This window comes from Nocardia sp. NPDC004711, assembly GCF_053601595.1.
Map to the genome: position 1 here is coordinate 1 of NZ_JBSGCB010000097.1, position 17,255 is coordinate 17,255.

A 17,255-nucleotide genomic window follows, 5' to 3' on the forward strand; every position below is an offset into this window, starting at 1 on the left:
ACTCCAGCCCTACCCTGACCGCCGCAGAGGCCGACGCGCTCAACAGGGTCGGCTTCTGGCCGGCCATACCCCGCAGACTCGAGGTCGCCCGCCCGCGTATCAGCGCGGAGGGCTTCGACTACGAGAACAGCGAATTCGACGGCCTCATCACCGGCGCGGCAGTCAACCGGGACCCGCTGTTCACCGAAGAACTGGGCACCCACATCATCGAAGAGACCGTCGACCTGTAGGACAACGCGCCCCGCGCGTGCCGGACCGGTTGACCAGCTGGACAGACGCCGGGCCCGCTCGACAAACGCTCGCCCTTCACCACGGCGAACACCACGGACCTGGCCGAAGGTGTGTCGTGCAACGATCGCAGTTGCCGCAACGACACCGACGACGTCTACCGCGTGCAGGCCCGGGTGCGGTGCACGGGCACCGTTGGCCCACACGAGATCTCGTTCTTGGTCAACAGCCACTCCACCCAACAGGTAAGTGCCTCATGCCCGGATGAGTGGTTGTTACGCCACCACGGAACCATGGACTGGAACAGTGTGACAGGCATCGACTACCTCAGCGCCACGGTAGACAACAGCAGCCGTAGCCGCCCTGCCCCACCCGGTGAACAAGGCTACGGACAGCGGCTTGGGTGCCGCTCAGATCGGTGGAACGGCGTCACCGATCGGGCAGATGGTAGCGAGCCGACATCGGTCAAACGCACTGTCGTACCGATGACCGAGCGCCTGCAGCAGATCATCCGGCCCAGCTAGCACCCGGAGCGGGTGCGGCGCGCGATCGTGGTGCTGGCCTACGCAGCCAGCGGGCCTGGGCCGTGGTTGTGGTGGGGTGTGCGCCAGGCAGACAACAGGACGAGAGGATTCGCCCCGGTCCTGTCCGAGCCCTCACCCGGCTTCTGGTCCACTGGGGCTGGCCGGGTCGGGTCATGCAGCGGAAAGGATCAGGCCCTTGGTGGTGACGTTCGGCAGTTGGCTCATCTCGGCGAAGGCGCGCAGATCATGGGCCGGCACGACGATCAGGTCGGGGATGCGCAGCATGATCGAAATCATGCGGAGGAGGTTTTGCCGGTTCCCCTCGGCGTCGAAGTCGGCTAGTCGCCTGACCGGGAATGGGCGCTCCACGCGGCGGGTGAGTCCCTCGCGTTGCCACACCAGATCTCCGACCAGGGCATAGCGCACCTGGTTCGGCAGTGTCACGAAGACGATGATGCTGCCGGGTGTGTGCCCGGGGGCCTGTACGCAGACGATCGAGCCGTCACCGTACACATCGTGGTGCCGGGGGAAGCCGAGGTAGGGTCCGCTCGGGAAGCTCAACTCCTGCCAGTTGAATGGGAATTGCTGGAAGAATCCGCGGAAGTTGCCGAACATTTCTCGGCTGTAGAAGGCGGCTCGGTCGCGCCGGGAAATCAGAACCGGCAGGTTGGGGAAATCGGGGATGCCGCTCATGTGATCCCAGTGCGCGTGGGTCAGCAGAATCCCGGACAGTCGGCTGAAGTTGTAGCCGGCCGCTTCCAGCTGCTCGACCGCGGGCTTCCAGACGTCGTATTTGGTCAGCTTCTGGAACAGGCGGGGCATCGTGGTCATCTGCTTGGCGATGTCGCGTCCGAAACCGGAGTCGACCAGGAGATCACCCTGCGGGTGCTTGATGAGCGCGGCGCCGATGTAGAAGTCGCGCTTGTCGAAGACCGACCCGCCGGCGTAGGCGTATGCGGCGGTTCGGTGGTTCACGCCGGTCGGCACTGCGACGAGGTCCATCTCGGCCGGTGGGTCGGCCTTCGGGATCGGGATCGACTCGGGCAATGGCGAGGGCTCGGGAAGCTGCTTCATGAACTACCCCTTCTCTTTCAGGCCGGTCACGTTCGACGGGACGTCGAAGGCTGCCCCTTGGAAGCCGCGTCGGAAGCCCATCGGGCTCTCGCCGGCGGACAGGTCCACCAAAAGATCATTCTCCAAGTCCCGTAGCCGGTCCGTCCATCGGCGCGAGGATCGTTGTATTGCACAACATGCTGCCTTGCCACATCCGAAGACCAACGGGCTGAGATCATCTCACCCCGACTGCGCTTGCCAGCTGTACGTAAAAGTGCCGAATATCGGACATTGGCGGAGCACGCCACCGGCAATGGGATGCCAGGGGATAGACCTGATCATGTGAACGTCATGAAAACAGTTCACAGATGCATTGCTGAGAAATTGCGGGTTGACATACTGTCATTGTCAGTCGATCGCGGTACCGACATTGTGAGCGCAGGATCGCCTCTATTCAGCTCCATGATGCTGCGGATTCGACGGTCGGGGACCCGTCTGCGAAGGATCCATCATGAGCCAATTTCCGCGCTCTGCAACAGAATTCACGCTTCCGCGGACCCCTGCGGCAGGGCCCAGCAAGGTCCTTGTCGTCGAGAGCAACCCCGCGATGGCAGAGATTGAGGTACTCGTGCTGGCCAATGCCGGCCATGAGGTGATTTCTGCCCCCAACGCGGAGCGCGCTTTGACCCTCGCTCGGCGATGGAATCCGGACCTGGTGCTGCTCGAGCTGGATCTGCCGGACCTGCCGGGTGCGAAGCTGTGCCGACAGCTGCGGAATCGTTCACCGATTCCGATCATCGCGGTCTCCCTCGATGGCAGTCCCGATGCCATCGGTGACGCCTACGCGGCCGGTGCGTGTGACTACCTGCCCAAACCGCTCAGAACCGGTGAACTGCTCGGCCACATCCGTGCCCATCTCGCAGCACCGCAGGCGGCCTGAAACATCAACCAATTCGGTCATATCGTCAGCCAACCTGGTCTGAATCCCGTTTTATCGCCGGAAATCATCGGGATGTCCGCTGCAGTCCGGGGAATCGCTGGTGGAGGTTCTGGATCTGCTGGTGGACCTGCGCGAGTTCGGCCTCGATGGCCTGGTTGGGTTCGCTCACGCCGACCCACCCCGATACCACTCTCAGCTTGTTCACCGGCGAGGGAATCAGCGATGGACGGTCCTCTATCGAGCAGGCTCCGCTCTGCAACCGATGGGTGGCCAAGGTGCGGGGGATAAGGGCTGATCGGCGGGGCAGACCTCCCCGCCCAATCCACAGGCACCCGATCGAGCCGTAACGATGCTCGAGGCGTTGTTCCATCCAGCCGAGACACAAACTGTGACCTATCGCCATGGTCTCGACGCTCATCGCCACGGGCGACGCAACACCGCCCAGCGTCGAGCCCACTGTTCGGGTCGGGGTGGCGTGGGGCATGCTGGCTGGCTATTTTTCCGAGACCGGTCCGGCGACCTACTCGATACCCTCGAGTTCCTGCGCCGGCTCGTTGCAGGTCCGGGTGACGTGGCTGTCGAATCCGTTGTCGTGCACTGCATGTGCGGTTTCCGCGCTGGTGAGTCCGGCGCACGCGATCATGATCGCCGAGGGTGTGGTCGTGCGGTTACCGTCCTGTGGGTGCGGTGAGGGCGTGGGCGAGGTCGGTGCCGAGTTGGTCCCAGCTGGCGTCGAACTTGGCGACGCCGTCGGCCTCCAGGGTGGCGACGACATCGTCGTAATCGACGCCAACCGCGGCGAGCTCGTCGAGGACCTGCCGGGCCTGCGGGTAGGTGCCGTGAATGCTGTCGGCGGGGAGCAAGCCGTGGTCGGCGACAGCCTGCAGGGTTGCCTCGGGCATGGTGTTGACCACCCCGGCCGCGACGAGTTCCACGACGTAGCGGGTGTCGTCGTAGCGATGGTCTTTCACGCCGGTCGAGGCCCAGAGCGGACGTTGCGGATGGGCACCGGCCTGCGCCAAGGCCTGCCATCGGTCGCTGGCGAGAGTTTGCTCGTGGAGTTGATAGGCCAGCCGGGCATTGGCGATGGCGGCCTGGCCGCGCAGCGCGGCGGCCTGGTCGGTGCCGAGTTTGTCGAGGCGCTTGTCGACCTCGGTGTCGACGCGGGAGACGAAGAACGAGGCGACGGAGTGGATGGCACTGAGGTCTTTACCGCGTGCGCGGGCTTGCTCGAGCCCGGTCAGGAAGGCGTCGATCACCTCACGGTAGCGGTCCAGGGAGAACATGAGGGTGACGTTGATGTCGATGCCGTCGGCCAGGCAGCGGGTGATCGCCGGCAGGCCCTGTTTGGCGGCGGGGATCTTGACGAACAGGTTCGGTCTGTCCACCAGCCACCACAGGGCGTGGGCTTCGGCGACGGTGCGGTCGGTGTCGTGGGCGATACGCGGGTCGACCTCGATCGATACACGCCCGTCCACCCTGCCGGTGGCGTCATACACCGGGCGCAGCACATCGCAGGCCCAGCGCACGTCGTAGCAGGTCAACTCCCGCAGCGCGGCAGCGATATCCACCCGCCGCAGCGCGAGCGCGTGGATCTGGTCGGCGTAGTAGTCGCTGCCGGTAATGGCCTTGGCGAAGATGGTCGGGTTGGTGGTCACGCCGACCACGTGCCGGTCACGAACAAGATCGGCGAGGCTGCCGTCGGCGAGGCGTTCGCGGCTGAGGTCGTCGAGCCAGATCGACACCCCGGCCTGGGTCAGTACAGTGAGCGGATCGGGCATCTCATGTCCTCCTTCCACTCGAAGCCGGGTGCGGTTGGGGTCGAATTCCCGCAGACCCAGGGTCGCTGCCTCGGTGCGGTGTTGTTGCTGGTTTCGGTTTCGGCTGGCATGACTATCGGTCACATTTCGTGTCCTGGCGATTACCCAGTACACGCCGATCGGTCCGGTTCTGTCCGGCATTCTGCATGACAATTTCGATCACGTAGCTAATTCGGAGATATCTACGACCTTCCGGGCCCGGGCACTCTCGATTCGTGCCACCAGCGTGGTATTCGGGCTTTTCCGATACGGGATCTCGGTACTGTGCGGTGCGGGTGAGCTGATCGTGGAGAGTGGCGGGGATCAGGGTGCGGTTATCCCGGCGCATTCTCACTTCGGGTCATCCGGCCGGGGTCATAGTGGACGGCTCCGAGATCGGTGCCCCGTTTCGCCGACCCCGAGCGGTGCATCGTGCTCGGCGGCCGGGTGGATCGGCCCGCAGACTCCTTCGATCCACTCGGGCTGAGCAGCAATTGGACCGGCACGGTGGAAATGGTCGTCTCCAAATGAGCAGGTATGGATGCGCACCGCCGGGCGGCCGCGCCGGGCTGTGGTGGTGTGGTGAGGGCATGTGCCGCCTGGCCGAGCTGCACCTGCTGGCCGTGGTGGACGCGCTCTGCGGCAGTGTCGGCGACTTCGGTCTCCACAGCCCGGATTCCTGGCTCCCCGCTGACGATCCGCACCGACAGGAGCCGTCGAGCCCGCGACCTCATCTGTGAGCCTGCGGCTTTCGCGTCGAAGGATTCCTCCTGATCAGAGGCCATTTCAGCGTTGACCGTCGATCTCAGCGCGGCCTACTGTTCGATTCGTGGACCGGTCGTCTGCTGCAGTCGACCAGCCCGAATCCCGACTCGAGAAGGGCTCGCCATGACCATCGATCGGCAACAGAAGGTCGCAGTCATCACGGGGGCGTCACGAGGTATCGGTGCCGGTCTTGTCGAGGCCTACCGCAAGCTCGGCTATGCGGTCGTGGCCACCGCACGATCCATTGCAGAATCCGACGACCCCGCAGTGCTCACCATTGCCGGCGACATCGCCGATGCCGCGACCGCCGACCGCATCATCGTCGCCGCGGTGGAACGGTTCGGCCGGGTCGACACCCTCGTCAACAACGCGGGCGTGTTCATCGCCAAACCGTTCACCGATTACACCGACGAAGATTACGCGGTCGTGACCGGCGTCAATCTGACCGCGTTTTTCCATATCACCCGTGCAGCGGTCGAAGCCATGCTTTCCAACGACGGCGGCCACATCGTCAACATCACCACGAGCCTCGTCGACAATGCCGATTCCCGCGTCCCCTCGGTGCTGGCTTCGCTGACCAAGGGTGGGCTGCAGTCGGCCACGAAATCACTCGCCATCGAATATGCGCGCCGCGGTATCCGCGCCAACGCGGTGTCGCCGGGCAACATCAACACGCCCATGCACGACCCGTCGACCCACGATGTCCTGGCCGCCATGCATCCCGTCGGGCGGATGGGCGAAATCAGCGACATCGTCGATGCCGTCGTCTTCCTGGAGACCGCGCCCTTCGTCACCGGCGAGATCCTGCACGTCGATGGCGGCATGAGCGCCGGACACTGATCATCGCGACAACGACAGGAGAATCGCTATGACCACCGATCCCCAGGACGAGGCGATCCTGCGAACAGTCCTCGACCAGTGGAAGGACGCCGTCGATCAGCATGAGCCACAGCGGGTCGCCTCCTACTTCACCGCCGACGCGATCTTCCAAGGCCTGCACCCGTACACCGTGGGTCGAGCCGGTATCGCCGAGTACTACGACTCCCAGCCGGTCGGCCTCGCGGCCGATTACCGAATCCTCGAAACCCGCCGCCTCACCGACGATCTCGTGCTGGGCTACCTGGACGTCGACTTCTCTTTCCCCGACCGGCCGACCCTCACCGTCAAGCTCAGCGTGCTGCTCGAACGCGACACCGACGGCTGGGCCATCGGTCATTACCAGGTCTCACGACTTTGAAGGATCGGCCCCGCCACGGCGGGGGTTGAGTCAGCTGTTGAGGAAGGCGAGCAGATCGGTTTCGAGCGCGGTGCGGTAGGCGCCGAAAATGCCGTGGGGCACACCGGGATACACGCGCAAGGTGGCGTCCTTGATCAGCTCGGCAGATTTCGGGCCGGCAGCCGCAATGGGCACGATCTGGTCGTCGTCACCGTGGGTCACCAAAGCGGGCACGTCGATGCGCACCAGGTCATCGCTGAAGTCACTTTCGGAGAACTCGGCGATGCACTCGTAGGCCCCGCGAATGCCGGCCTGCATGCTGCACCGGCAGAACGCCCGCCGCGCGATTTCGGAGACGACAGCACCGGGCCGGTTGAAGCCATGGAAGGGCTGGCTATCGGGCAGCAGTTCGGTGCTGAGGGTTGCGCCGCCGTCGACTGCCGCATAGACCGACCGCTTGTTTTCAGGGCCGTGTCCGGCGAGATGTTGTACTGCCAGGCCATCGCCGAGCTCGCCGAGGCCCGGTGATCAACGGCAACGGAACCGTGCTGGTGCCGAGGCTCTGACCGAACCCGACAATGCCGAAAAGCTGTTGGCAACGAGAGGTCCCACCGCACAGCCGATTCCAGGGCTTGCGAAGGATCGAGTCGTCGAACACCAGCGCCCGTCGAGAGCGTCATGGATTCGTCACTTCCGAACCCGACATCATCGGCATAGCGGCGGGGAGGATGAGGAGCCGTGCCCGATATCGTTGCCTCGACCGATGAAGTCAAACCTCCTGAGCGGGAGGACTATTGGCATCATGTGCTGGGCGACACCTTCGCGCCGGTGAGCCTGGAAGGCTGGGATCACTCCCCTGAGCCGGTGGCACGGTTGGAAGGAACGGTCCGCGGGCGATTGCTGTTCGCCGAGCTGACCGCGAGCCCGCACATACATCGGCGGACTCCCCGATGTATCCAACAGTCGGATGCGGCGTTCTTCCAGATCGCGGTCCTCACCGACGGTGCGGCGTCGCTGGAGCAGGACGGGCGGATCGCCGAACTCACGCCGGGCGATTTCGTCGTCTACGAGAACTCGCGGCCATTCACCTGGACGTTCACCCGCCCGTGGTCGGTATCGGTGCTCTCGGTACCTTCAGATGCGGTGCCGCTCAGCGATAGCGAGCGCCGCACCGTCAGCGGGCGCGTGTTGTCTGGACAGCACGGACTGTCCGGAGTCGTCTGCAGATTCGTGCTCGACCTGATCCGTCACGGCGAGAACGTAGCGGAGTTCCAGTCCGAGGAGATACTCGCTCGCACCACCGATCTGGCGATATGCCTGCTCGCCGAACCCGGCCAGGGCAGGCATGCCGATGCCGCGCAGCGCAGCCTGATGACGCGCATCAAAGCCTACATCGAACAGCACCTTCGGGATTCAGCGCTAACTCCCACTGAAATCGCTGCGGCAGTGAACATTTCAACCCGATACCTGCACAAGCTGTTCCAGGCGGAGAACGAATCGGTCGCGCTGTACATCCGCCGCCGTCGTCTGGCGCGGGTGCGTGGGGAACTGCTCGATCGCCGGCTGGCTCATCTGAGCATCGCAACGTTGGCGCACTGCAGCGGATTCGGCGATATCAGCGGTTTCAACCGGGCCTTCCGCGCGACCTACGGAATCAGCCCCGGCGAGATGCGGCGAGGCCGCCCGGAGCCCGGCTCACCCACCCCGTCGACGAAACAGTGATGCGTTCTCGTCCGCATCGTGTGCACGGTCGTCCACGTCAGAACAGTCTGCGGTCAATGACGATGTGACCGGCAGTTCCGGGTGTGCGAATCCCGCCACCCTGCCAATGAGGGAGGTTGCCATGAGCAAACCGACAATCGTTCTGGTCCACGGCGGATTCGTCGACGGCGGCGGATGGCGCAACGTCTACGACGAACTCACCCGCGACGGCTTCACCGTACGCGTGGTCCAGAACGCGACCAAGTCTCTCGCCGATGACGCCGCCGCCACCCGCCAGATCCTCGACGGCGTCGACGGCGACGCGGTTCTGGTCGGACATTCCTACGGTGGCGCGGTCATCACCGAGGCCGGCACCCACGAGAAAGTGAGTGCCCTGGTCTATATCACCGCATTCGCCCCCGACAAGGACGAATCGGTGAACAGCCTCATCGCCGGCTTCCCACAGGACGGCCCGCAGCCGCCCATCCTGCCTCCGGTCGAGGGCTACCTGTTCCTGGACCGGACCAAGTTTCACGACTCGTTCGCCGGTGACCTCCCCGCACAGGACGCCGCTTTCCTGGCCGACTCCCAGGTCCCCTGGGGGCTGGACGCTCTTGGCGGAGCGATCAGCGAACCCGCCTGGCGCAACAAGCCCAGCTGGTACCTGCACGTCACCGAGGACAAGATGATCCCGCCCGCCGCACAGCTGTCGATGGCTGAACGGATCGGCGCCACCGTCGCCGACACCCCCGGCAGCCACGCCATCTACGTCTCCCGACCGGAGGTCGTCGCCAACCTCATCCGCACCGCGGCCGACGCGGTCTAACTGCATACCGCACAGGTGGCCTGCCCCGTCAACCGAGGACAGGCCATCTGCCGCTGGTCGCGCTGACCGAACCGGCCGGCAGCGCACCTCCGAAGATCAACCAGCCGTTGCCGATCCCCATCAGCAGGTGGGTGGGCAGAGTGTCGGAGTGAACGATCCGCACCAGGATTTCCGCCGCCCGACCGAGGTCGCCGATCTGGGTGGTTGCCGCTGGTCGCGCTGACCGAACCAGTGGCGGGTGAACTATCTGACCGACCGGTGCAGCAGATTCTGTTTGCCGGCTCCGATGGCCCGTTTGCGTCGGAAGTAATCGTTGATGATCACTCGATACAGGTCCGAATCGGAGCGTGCCCAGTTGCGCATCAGCTCGCAGCCGAGAGCCAGCGAGGTGATCGGCTGGGCACCGGCCTGCACCATGCGAGTGATCGCCATGTCGTGCGTGACTGCGGATACGCCGCCGACAGCGTCGACGACGGGGTAGATCTCATAGCCCTCGCGCAGCATGTCGAGAGTCGGAAACGCGAGGCACACTTCGGTCCACAGCCCGGCCATGACGATCTTTCTCCGGCCGGTGGCCTCGACCGCTGCCCGGAAGTCGGCGTCCTCCCAGGCATTGACCCCGGTACGGTCGATCTCCGCGACACCGGGGAGTTCGTCCAGGAGTACAGGATTGGTCGGCTCGTTGACGCCCATGTCCACCGCGACGGTCGTCACGACCGTCGGGATCGCGTAGGCGTGTGCGAGCTTGGCGAGGGTTACCGCGCCGAGGTCGATCTCCTCGGCTGTCGCTGATCCGACCGTGGCGTACTGCCCCGGTTGGAAGTCGATGAGGACGATCGCGCAGTTCTGCGGTGTGAGCAGGTAATCGGTCTCCGGATCGCGGACGGGCTCGGGGCGTGTTTTCGGCATTGGTCCTCGTCGATGAGTTCGGAAAGGTCTGTACCCGCCCCGGGACTCGAGGCGTGAACGCTGCTCAGGATCGAATGAATGCGAGCAGGTCGGCGTTGATGGTCGCGGCCTCGGTGGTCGGCATACCGTGCGGGAAACCCGGATAGGTTTTCAGCGTGCTGTTGGGCAACAGTTCGGCCGAGCGGATGCCGGTGTTCTCGATCGGGACCACCTGGTCATCCTCCCCGTGCATGACGAGGGTGGGGATCGTGATCTTCGTGAGTTCATCGGTGAAGTCGGTCTGGGAGAAGGCGACGACACCGTCGTAATGTGCCTTGGCGCCGCCGGCCATGCCTTGCCGCCACCAGTTGGCGATCACTCCTTCGGAGGGCTGTGCGCCGGGCCGGTTGTAGCCGTAGAACGGTCCTTCGGCGAACGTGCGGAAGAAGTCCGACCGGCGGGTGGCGACCTGTTCCTGGATGCCATCGAAGACCGACTTGTCCAATCCGCCGGGATTGTTGGCGGTCTTCACCATGATCGGCGGCACCGCACTGATCAGAACGGCTTTGGCCGCCCGATCCTGTCCGTGGCGCGTCAGGTAGCGCACGACCTCCCCACCGCCGGTGGAATGTCCCACATGAACCGCGTCCGACAGGTCGAGGTGGGTGACGACGGCGGCCAGGTCGTCGGCGTAGTGGTCCATATCGTGTCCTTCGGCAACCTGAGCGGAACGGCCGTGGCCACGCCGGTCGTGAGCAACCACCCGGAAACCGTGGGACACGAAGAACATCAGCTGTGCGTCCCAGTCGTCCGAGGACAAGGGCCAGCCGTGACTGAAGACGATGGGCTGTCCGCTGCCCCAATCCTTGTAGTAGATGTCGACGCCGTCCAGCGTGGTGATGACAGGCATGTGGGACTCCTCGTGATCGCGTAGTCGATGCGCAGCCCACGGGCCTCGTTGAGACAACTGGAACTGGCTGGGCGACAACGCTTCGGAATGATCGGTGCCGGATCACTGTGCGTGACTTCGGGAGAGTTGCGCCCCGCTTTGCGCGCCACGAAAACCGCAATTTCGGCCATGGATTCGTGTCGAGTATCACTGGACACTTGTGAGTCACGTTCACTGCGATGAGGACACACGAGAGACTCTTTGACCTCTCTCGATTCAAAGTCGTCGGATCGCGCACGTTCGACCATGTGCGCATCGGCGAGATCGTCAGCGCTCACTCGCCTATCTCTTGCCAGCCGCTGTCGATGGTGAGGGCGGGGCCGCGCTTGGGATTCTCGGTGTCCGCCTTGGCTTCCGGCCACAGGTTGAGATCGGCAGCGGCAGCATGCTGCGGAAGGGGCCGCGTCGATCGCGGCCGAGGCCGCCGACAGACCACGGCCGGCGACGACCGGGGTCAGCAGCCCGCCGAAGGAATGCCCGACCACCGCGGGCTTGCGCGCCAGCTCTCCGACTACGGTTTGACCGTCGGTGGCGACGACAGGAACGCCTGGAACAGGCGCTCACGCTCGACGCCGGGTTCATAGAGCAGCTCGTGCAGCCCCCTGCTCACGCTCGTGCAACGAGCCGCGAGACGATCGGCGTGGCCGCCTGACCGGGCGCCAGGGGTGTTGAGGCGAACTCGGCCTTGATGCCTTCTATCCAGCGCCGGGCGCGCTCGGTGAGCTGGTAATCGTTGGTCTGCAGGTGCCCGCGGGTGATGAGCACGCCGAGTTGGGCGCCCTTGCAGCGTAAGTCGCCCGGCGCCGCGACGCGCATGTAGAAGGCCTCGGACTCGTCGATCAGCGAGTCCCAGTCGTTGCCGCTGCGCGCAAAGGAGAGGCGCCCGTCGTCGTCGAGGTGCCACACACCTGTGCGTGGGGTCGCGGTGAAGAGCTCGAGATCCGGGGAGGTCTCGGTGATCATCAGCTGACCCCAGACCTCGTCCTCGCCGTAGCCCCGCTCCCAGCGCGCGTTGATTTCCTCGACGTCGAGCTCGTAGTCCACGTCCATGTACTCGAGCAGGTGGAAGAGGAACAGCGGCAGGTCGGCGTAGGCCTCGACGGTCAGGTTCGTCATCGTGCTCACGCCGCTCAGGCGCGGGTTCACCTCGCCGAGGTAGAACTCGTCCGAGTCCAGGTCGTGCAAGAGGTCCACCTCGAAGTAGCCGCAATACCCCTCGCGGCGGAGGACGTCGCCCAGCTTCCGCACCATCTCTCGCACGGCGTGCGTCTGTCCAGGCGGCAGCACCCCGCGCCAGATGTCATTGCCGCACCAGCCGCCTTTGAACGGAGTCAGCTCTGGGTAACCGACGAGACTCGTCATCGCGGTGCCGACCACAGTGCCGTGACGGGTCACGGCGCCCTCGAGGCACACCTCGACATTGCGGATGCGCTTCATGACCTTGACTTCCTGATCGACCAGGTCACCGCCGTACTGGTCCCAGTCGCGCTGACTGCGCAGAAAGAACGTCTCCGTGCCGGCGTCGCCATAAGCGGCCTCGACGACGAGGTCATCTCCCAGCCCAGCGCTCTGCGCGAGCGCAAGCAGTTCGTCGTAGGAGCCGACCCGTCCGATCACGTTGGGCACGCTCGGCACTCCTGCCTGCTCGGCCAGGCGTGTCATGACGATCTTGGAGCCCAGGCGATGGCGCAGCTGCGCTGGCGGGTGCATGACCTCGAGCCCCGCCTTGTGCGCGAGGGCCTGCGTTTCCTCGCCGAGCATCACAAAGCAGGCCTTGCCACCAGGCCCTCGGTGCGCGATGAACTCGAGTGTCTCGGGGTCGTAGAGGAGGTGGTTGCACACGTCCTCGATGCCCCCGAAATCCCGGCGGTCGCGCCGCCGGGGCACGAACACGCGCGGATGTGCGCCCTCGAAAGTGTCGAAGTACGTCAGGTAGAAGAAGTTCCGTACCCAGCGGTCGATGCCCAGTAGGTTGAACGGGGTCGGCGAGATGAAGTACAGCGGTACGGCGTTGGTGTGAAAGAACGCGCGTACCTCCGAGATGCCGTTCAGCATGCGGCGCGACTCGGGCTCAGGCCCGCCGGAGTGCATGATCACGCCAGCCGCGGTGAGGTCGAGGTCCGGCGCAGAGACCGCGGCGGGGGCAGGGGCGCTGGGGTGAGCGCGACGGTAGCGGGCTCACATACCTCCATGCCACAAGTCTGCGCCTGCCCATGGCCGGGTGGAAGTGTGGAGTGCCCCAGTACTTCGAGTACAGGAAATCTGATGTGTTTGCATCAGATTCGACGACTGGGCAAATGATGTGTTGCATCATTTCTCGAATAACCGCAGCTCACCGTGGGTGGGGCCGTTTCCGCGGCAACCCTGTCGACGAAGCAGCAGCAGCGAGACCGGCTGCGGCCCAGGACATCCTTTCTAGTCGCATACCGCGCGCTAGATGATGTCGTCCGGCGGGGGCAGCAACAGGTATTGCCGGGTGCGGTTCCGCTCCTCGACCCGAGCCCGGCACTGCGGACACATCATCGACATGTATCCCTCGCCGACCGGGCGTTCGCCGCAGATCTGGCACATTTTCTGATCGTCCGACACGCGCGGATCCTAAGCGACCGCTCGGCTGTTATTCGCACATGGGTTCGAATGACCGGCGGCGTGTCTGGTATCTGCACCCGGACGGCTACGCCATCGACAACGACGAGCTGGTGCAGACTCCGCGCGGGTGGGTGCTCCCGATGCCGATCTTCTGCTCGGGCCCACAACGCCACGTACTCGCAGCGAGCCGGTCGACCTTCGGATGGACCGCATGCTGCCTCGCGGGATGCTCCCGCGGTCATCTCGTCCACCTGCGGCCGGTGCGGTGCCCGGGTGTATCAGCCAGAATTCGGCCCTGGCTGTAGTCCCCTGGCATTCGAGGGGCGAGACGGTGTCAGCGATGGCATCCGACCACCTCCTCACCGCGATCCTCGACGTCCTCGCCGAGGTCGATCCGGCCGAATATCCTCGACCAGCGCGATGTCGACAGTGCCATGCAGTACGACTTCGATACCCTCGTCAGCAACGCAGGCACCGGTTTCGGTGGCCCCTTGGCCGAGATCCCGGTCGAACTGGTGCGGGAGACATTCGAAACCAATGTGTTCTCGAATCTGAATCTGATGCAGAGGGCAATCCGCAAGTTCGTCTATGCGGGAACCCGCGGCCGCATCGTGATCGTCAGTTCGATGGGCGGCATGCTCACCGCCTACGGGCTGGGTGCCTACTGCTCGAGCAAACATGCCCTCGAAGGTATCGCCACGACCCTGCGTGACGAACTGGCACAAGGCGGAACCGGGATCACGGTGCAGATCATCAATCCGGGCGCCTACGACACCGGGTTCAATGATCGTCTGGGCGACAGCACTTTCCACTGGCAGGACGACGCGGTGAACTTCACCTCTCGGTCCTCGATCGAGAAGGCCTTCTCCGAGATCATGCAGGGCCAATACGATCCGCAGGACATGATCGACAAGATGATCGAAGTCATCGGCGCGGACAAGGGCAACTACCGCACTGTGTGGCCCCCTGCGACCGAGGAGCTCGTCAAGCAGGTCCAGCAGGATGCGTGGACCCGCCAGGTCGTCTCGGAGTAAAGCCGATACCCCGATCACTCAGGGCTGTAACGGATGTCAGCGCTTTCCCCGATTGCCGGCCCGCCGGGTCCACGTTGGGTCTGCGGTGGTCGAGGGCACGACGGCAGGGTCCTGTGCTGACGTCGGAGCAGGCGGGTGCGCGGCCCGAAAGCTCGCTCGATAGCTCAGCGGTGGCACGCCGGTCTGGCGTACGAAGTGGGGGCGCATCGCGGTGGCATTGGTGAATCCCGCATGCTGAGCGACGATTTCGACGGTGGTGTCTGTGGTTTCGAGCAGCTCGCGGGCATAGCGCACGCGCGCTTTGAGCAGCCACTGCAGTGGGGTTGTCCCGAAGTGGGATCGGAAGTGCCGGTTGAGGCTTCGCACGCTGATAGCGGCGTGGTCAGCGATGTCGGCGAGGGTCAGGGGGTGGTGCAAGTTGGCGTTCATCCATTGCAGGGTGTCGCCGAAGAGAACGTCAGTGTCGGCCGGGGCGGGATGGGCGATGAACTGCGCCTGCCCACCTTGGCGCTGTGGCGGCATGACGGTGTGGCGCGCGGTATCGGTAGCGGCCGCGGTACCCAGATCGCGGCGCACCAGCTGCAGGCACAGGTCGAGTCCGGCGGCCACGCCCGCGGACGTACACACCGTGCCGTCTTCGACATAGAGCACCGCCGGATCCACCTCGACCTGCGGGTACCGCGTCGCCAAGAGGTCGGCGTGTTCCCAATGTGTGGTGGCCCGACGGCCATCGAGCAGACCGGCGGCGGCCAAAATGAAGGCACCGGTGCACACCGACGCGATGCGTGCGCCGCGCGCGTGCGCATCGCGTAGCGCGTTCAGCACTTTGGGCGGTGGATCGGCGTGGGTGGGCGCGCGGCCGGGAACGACGATGGTGTGCGCCTCGGTGAGCGTGTCCAAGTCCCAGTCGGTGCGCAAATCGATTGCGCCGAAAAGTGAATCGGTGCGCGCCTGGCGCCCGGGGGCAACGATGCGGACTTCGTAGGTGGGTACGGCCGCGAGGAGATCAGCGGCGCCGAACACCTGGCCGGGGACAGCGAGCTCGAAGCCGACCACGTTGTCGAGCGCGAGAACCGCCACGATCTTCATGGCCAGATTATAGCGATATTAGTCCTTCTGGCCACTGTTGAGGCATGGGTCGACCTCACCAGAATCGAAGACGCCGAACGAAAAGGAGGCTTCAGGTGACAGGTCAACACACCACGAACAGCGCGCCTACCGCGAAGTTCGCCGACACCCCGCAACAGCTCGCGGAACTGTTTGCCGAGCGCCTGGCCGCCGGTGATCTCGACGGGCTGGTCGAGCTGTACGAATCCGCGGCACTGCTCGCGCCGAACCCGGCGACCGAGGTCAGTGGCAGTGCCGCGATCCGCGAGCAGCTGGCCGGCTACGTCGATGCCGGTGCTCGAATCACCCTCGACCTGCGCAGGATCGCAGTGATCGAGGACATCGCGCTGATATCGAACGAAGCCACCGTGGTCGGTTTCGGCGAGCAGCCGCTGGTCACGACGACCACGGAGGTCGCCCGCCGCCAACCCGACAGTCGATGGCTCTACGCCGTCGACCACCCGTTCTTCAACCACTGACACCCGAGGAGAATCATGACCATCGATGCCGACGCGCGATCGGAATTCAGCTTTCCGACAACGGAATTGGCGATTGCCGCCGATGAACTGGCTCGATCGGTGTCGCCGGAGTTCATCTACAACCACGCGATGCGCGGCTACCTGTTCGGGCGCGAGATCGCGGCCGCGATGGGGATGCGGGCCGGATCCGACTACGACGACGAACTCGTCTTCCTCGCCTCCATCCTCCACGACCTCGGCGCGACCGAGCACGCCAACGGCAATCAGCGTTTCGAGGTGGACGGTGCCGACGCCGCCGCAGAATTCCTCACCAGCCGAGGACTGGGTCCAGACCGCGTGAAGCCCATATGGAATGCCATCGCGCTGCACACCAGCGACGGCCTGTGTCACCGATTCGGGCCCACCGAGGCAGTGACTCAAATGGGCATCGGAGCCGACATCATCGGCCGTTTCCGCGACAAGCTCCCGCCGGAATACGCCGACCGGGTACACGCGGCGTATCCCCGCTACAACCTGGGATACGCCCTCTCCGAGACGATCGCCGACCAGATCCACGCGAACCCCGCAAAGATGGCCTCTCCCATGAGCTTCCCCGCGCACGTGTACCAGCTGCAATACCCCGACCACGCCCCCAAACTCACCTGGCACGACATCCTGGACGCCTCGGGATGGGCCGACAAACCGAGAGGATGAAGAACGAAATCCGGAGATCGGCCCCAGATGATACGAACTGCTCGCCGCGACATGCCATCCACGCCAGAAACACCCTGTGATGCCACATACCGCGCTGACCGAACCGGCCAGCCCGGGGCATCGGAAGGTCGACGGGAAGAGCGTCGTACGGCCGGCGGGAGTGCTCGCTCATGCTGATGTGAGATGAGTTGTGGTACAGGCCATCCGGAATGTTGTGAGGTATGCCTTAGCTTGGTGACAGACGCCACCTCATGTCACGTAGCGCCAGGATCGCACTTCTGGATTGGTCTGTGTAATGCAGCGGCTAGCCAGAACCGTCCAGCGGCTGCCGGCGGCCAGCACCTGGTGCGCTGCAGCACATCCGGTAATGCCGATGTTCGTGTCATCCGGGTACTGGTCACCGAGCGGCGTACGCCGCGCATAGTCAGCTGGATGACGGTTGATCAAGACCGATGGCCGAAGCG

The 17,255-nt window shown here is 64.6% G+C and carries 21 protein-coding genes; 10 read left to right on the plus strand and 11 right to left on the minus strand.

Annotated elements, in window-relative coordinates; genetic code table 11:
- A partial coding sequence (locus tag ACWEKS_RS46035; RefSeq protein ID WP_452346015.1) for a hypothetical protein occupies window positions 1–230 on the plus strand: 230 nt, incomplete at its 5' end.
- 693 nt (window positions 231–923) lie between these two features.
- Here the strand turns inward: ACWEKS_RS46035 and ACWEKS_RS46040 are convergent.
- Window positions 924–1,826 (minus strand): MBL fold metallo-hydrolase, encoded by a 903-nt coding sequence (locus tag ACWEKS_RS46040; protein ID WP_452346016.1) that lies wholly within the window; start codon window positions 1,824–1,826, stop codon window positions 924–926.
- Between the two features lie 490 nt (window positions 1,827–2,316).
- On the opposite strand from ACWEKS_RS46040, the gene ACWEKS_RS46045 reads away from it, so the two are divergent.
- Window positions 2,317–2,745 carry a response regulator transcription factor gene (locus ACWEKS_RS46045; RefSeq protein ID WP_452346017.1) on the plus strand — a complete coding sequence of 143 codons (429 nt, stop codon included), beginning with the start codon at window positions 2,317–2,319 and terminating at the stop codon, window positions 2,743–2,745.
- Window positions 2,746–3,265: 520 nt separating this feature from the next.
- Here ACWEKS_RS46045 and ACWEKS_RS46050 read toward each other — a convergent pair.
- A complete protein-coding gene (locus tag ACWEKS_RS46050) occupies window positions 3,266–3,388 on the minus strand; it encodes a hypothetical protein (RefSeq protein ID WP_452346018.1) in 123 nt (40 codons plus the stop codon).
- A 25-nt stretch (window positions 3,389–3,413) separates the two neighbouring features.
- The gene (gene tal, locus ACWEKS_RS46055) at window positions 3,414–4,526 is read right to left on the minus strand and encodes a transaldolase (RefSeq protein WP_452346019.1); all 1,113 of its coding nucleotides are present in this window, start codon (window positions 4,524–4,526) and stop codon (window positions 3,414–3,416) included.
- Window positions 4,527–5,071: 545 nt separating this feature from the next.
- Here tal and ACWEKS_RS46060 point away from each other — a divergent pair.
- The 3 genes from ACWEKS_RS46060 to ACWEKS_RS46070 all read left to right on the plus strand — a co-directional run bounded on the left by ACWEKS_RS46060 (window position 5,072) and on the right by ACWEKS_RS46070 (window position 6,546).
- Window positions 5,072–5,284: a hypothetical protein gene (locus tag ACWEKS_RS46060; protein ID WP_452346020.1), complete on the plus strand. Its 213-nt coding sequence runs from the start codon at window positions 5,072–5,074 to the stop codon at window positions 5,282–5,284.
- A 148-nt stretch (window positions 5,285–5,432) separates the two neighbouring features.
- Complete coding sequence (locus ACWEKS_RS46065; protein WP_452346021.1) at window positions 5,433–6,149, plus strand: SDR family NAD(P)-dependent oxidoreductase; 717 nt, start codon at window positions 5,433–5,435, stop codon at window positions 6,147–6,149.
- A 28-nt stretch (window positions 6,150–6,177) separates the two neighbouring features.
- Entirely contained in the window at window positions 6,178–6,546 is a 369-nt protein-coding gene (locus ACWEKS_RS46070; RefSeq protein ID WP_452346022.1) for a YybH family protein, read from the plus strand.
- Window positions 6,547–6,576: 30 nt separating this feature from the next.
- On the opposite strand, the gene ACWEKS_RS46075 is transcribed toward ACWEKS_RS46070, so the two are convergent.
- On the minus strand, window positions 6,577–6,843 hold the full coding sequence (locus ACWEKS_RS46075; RefSeq protein WP_452346023.1) for an alpha/beta fold hydrolase: 267 nt from the start codon (window positions 6,841–6,843) through the stop codon (window positions 6,577–6,579).
- A 486-nt stretch (window positions 6,844–7,329) separates the two neighbouring features.
- Between ACWEKS_RS46075 and ACWEKS_RS46080 the strand changes: the two genes are divergently transcribed.
- Window positions 7,330–8,247, plus strand: a complete 918-nt coding sequence (locus ACWEKS_RS46080) for a helix-turn-helix domain-containing protein (protein WP_452346034.1) — start codon at window positions 7,330–7,332, stop codon at window positions 8,245–8,247.
- A gap of 121 nt (window positions 8,248–8,368) precedes the next feature.
- Complete coding sequence (locus tag ACWEKS_RS46085; protein WP_452346024.1) at window positions 8,369–9,052, plus strand: alpha/beta fold hydrolase; 684 nt, start codon at window positions 8,369–8,371, stop codon at window positions 9,050–9,052.
- Between the two features lie 28 nt (window positions 9,053–9,080).
- On the opposite strand, the gene ACWEKS_RS46090 is transcribed toward ACWEKS_RS46085, so the two are convergent.
- The 5 genes from ACWEKS_RS46090 to ACWEKS_RS46110 all read right to left on the minus strand — a co-directional run bounded on the left by ACWEKS_RS46090 (window position 9,081) and on the right by ACWEKS_RS46110 (window position 13,478).
- The gene (locus ACWEKS_RS46090) at window positions 9,081–9,215 is read right to left on the minus strand and encodes a hypothetical protein (protein WP_452346025.1); all 135 of its coding nucleotides are present in this window, start codon (window positions 9,213–9,215) and stop codon (window positions 9,081–9,083) included.
- Between the two features lie 80 nt (window positions 9,216–9,295).
- On the minus strand, window positions 9,296–9,961 hold the full coding sequence (locus ACWEKS_RS46095; RefSeq protein ID WP_452346026.1) for an isochorismatase family protein: 666 nt from the start codon (window positions 9,959–9,961) through the stop codon (window positions 9,296–9,298).
- Window positions 9,962–10,025: 64 nt separating this feature from the next.
- Window positions 10,026–10,850, minus strand: a complete 825-nt coding sequence (locus ACWEKS_RS46100) for an alpha/beta fold hydrolase (RefSeq protein WP_452346027.1) — start codon at window positions 10,848–10,850, stop codon at window positions 10,026–10,028.
- A gap of 645 nt (window positions 10,851–11,495) precedes the next feature.
- Window positions 11,496–12,980, minus strand: a complete 1,485-nt coding sequence (locus ACWEKS_RS46105) for a biotin carboxylase (RefSeq protein ID WP_452346035.1) — start codon at window positions 12,978–12,980, stop codon at window positions 11,496–11,498.
- Window positions 12,981–13,322: 342 nt separating this feature from the next.
- Complete coding sequence (locus ACWEKS_RS46110) at window positions 13,323–13,478, minus strand: hypothetical protein (RefSeq protein WP_452346028.1); 156 nt, start codon at window positions 13,476–13,478, stop codon at window positions 13,323–13,325.
- A 434-nt stretch (window positions 13,479–13,912) separates the two neighbouring features.
- On the opposite strand from ACWEKS_RS46110, the gene ACWEKS_RS46115 reads away from it, so the two are divergent.
- Entirely contained in the window at window positions 13,913–14,512 is a 600-nt protein-coding gene (locus ACWEKS_RS46115; protein WP_452346029.1) for an SDR family NAD(P)-dependent oxidoreductase, read from the plus strand.
- A 36-nt stretch (window positions 14,513–14,548) separates the two neighbouring features.
- Here the strand turns inward: ACWEKS_RS46115 and ACWEKS_RS46120 are convergent, their stop codons facing one another.
- Window positions 14,549–15,601: a GlxA family transcriptional regulator gene (locus ACWEKS_RS46120; RefSeq protein WP_452346030.1), complete on the minus strand. Its 1,053-nt coding sequence runs from the start codon at window positions 15,599–15,601 to the stop codon at window positions 14,549–14,551.
- A 95-nt stretch (window positions 15,602–15,696) separates the two neighbouring features.
- On the opposite strand from ACWEKS_RS46120, the gene ACWEKS_RS46125 reads away from it, so the two are divergent.
- The gene (locus ACWEKS_RS46125) at window positions 15,697–16,098 is read left to right on the plus strand and encodes a YybH family protein (RefSeq protein ID WP_452346031.1); all 402 of its coding nucleotides are present in this window, start codon (window positions 15,697–15,699) and stop codon (window positions 16,096–16,098) included.
- 15 nt (window positions 16,099–16,113) lie between these two features.
- On the plus strand, window positions 16,114–16,791 hold the full coding sequence (locus ACWEKS_RS46130; RefSeq protein WP_452346032.1) for an HD domain-containing protein: 678 nt from the start codon (window positions 16,114–16,116) through the stop codon (window positions 16,789–16,791).
- Window positions 16,792–17,040: 249 nt separating this feature from the next.
- Here the strand turns inward: ACWEKS_RS46130 and ACWEKS_RS46135 are convergent.
- The coding region (locus ACWEKS_RS46135) for a hypothetical protein (protein WP_452346033.1) at window positions 17,041–17,255 on the minus strand (215 nt) is incomplete at its 5' end.

Bases quoted from the DNA above. Each gene is read 5' to 3' on its own strand.
- ACWEKS_RS46040 (WP_452346016.1), bottom strand. From the start codon at position 1,826: ATGAAGCAGCTTCCCGAGCCCTCGCCATTGCCCGAGTCGATCCCGATC.
- ACWEKS_RS46045 (WP_452346017.1), top strand. From the start codon at position 2,317: ATGAGCCAATTTCCGCGCTCTGCAACAGAATTCACGCTTCCGCGGACC.
- ACWEKS_RS46050 (WP_452346018.1), bottom strand. From the start codon at position 3,388: ATGATCGCGTGCGCCGGACTCACCAGCGCGGAAACCGCACATGCAGTG.
- tal (WP_452346019.1), bottom strand. From the start codon at position 4,526: ATGCCCGATCCGCTCACTGTACTGACCCAGGCCGGGGTGTCGATCTGG.
- ACWEKS_RS46060 (WP_452346020.1), top strand. From the start codon at position 5,072: ATGAGCAGGTATGGATGCGCACCGCCGGGCGGCCGCGCCGGGCTGTGG.
- ACWEKS_RS46065 (WP_452346021.1), top strand. From the start codon at position 5,433: ATGACCATCGATCGGCAACAGAAGGTCGCAGTCATCACGGGGGCGTCA.
- ACWEKS_RS46070 (WP_452346022.1), top strand. From the start codon at position 6,178: ATGACCACCGATCCCCAGGACGAGGCGATCCTGCGAACAGTCCTCGAC.
- ACWEKS_RS46075 (WP_452346023.1), bottom strand. From the start codon at position 6,843: ATGCAGGCCGGCATTCGCGGGGCCTACGAGTGCATCGCCGAGTTCTCC.
- ACWEKS_RS46085 (WP_452346024.1), top strand. From the start codon at position 8,369: ATGAGCAAACCGACAATCGTTCTGGTCCACGGCGGATTCGTCGACGGC.
- ACWEKS_RS46095 (WP_452346026.1), bottom strand. From the start codon at position 9,961: ATGCCGAAAACACGCCCCGAGCCCGTCCGCGATCCGGAGACCGATTAC.
- ACWEKS_RS46100 (WP_452346027.1), bottom strand. From the start codon at position 10,850: ATGCCTGTCATCACCACGCTGGACGGCGTCGACATCTACTACAAGGAT.
- ACWEKS_RS46105 (WP_452346035.1), bottom strand. From the start codon at position 12,980: ATGCACTCCGGCGGGCCTGAGCCCGAGTCGCGCCGCATGCTGAACGGC.
- ACWEKS_RS46115 (WP_452346029.1), top strand. From the start codon at position 13,913: ATGCAGTACGACTTCGATACCCTCGTCAGCAACGCAGGCACCGGTTTC.
- ACWEKS_RS46120 (WP_452346030.1), bottom strand. From the start codon at position 15,601: ATGAAGATCGTGGCGGTTCTCGCGCTCGACAACGTGGTCGGCTTCGAG.
- ACWEKS_RS46130 (WP_452346032.1), top strand. From the start codon at position 16,114: ATGACCATCGATGCCGACGCGCGATCGGAATTCAGCTTTCCGACAACG.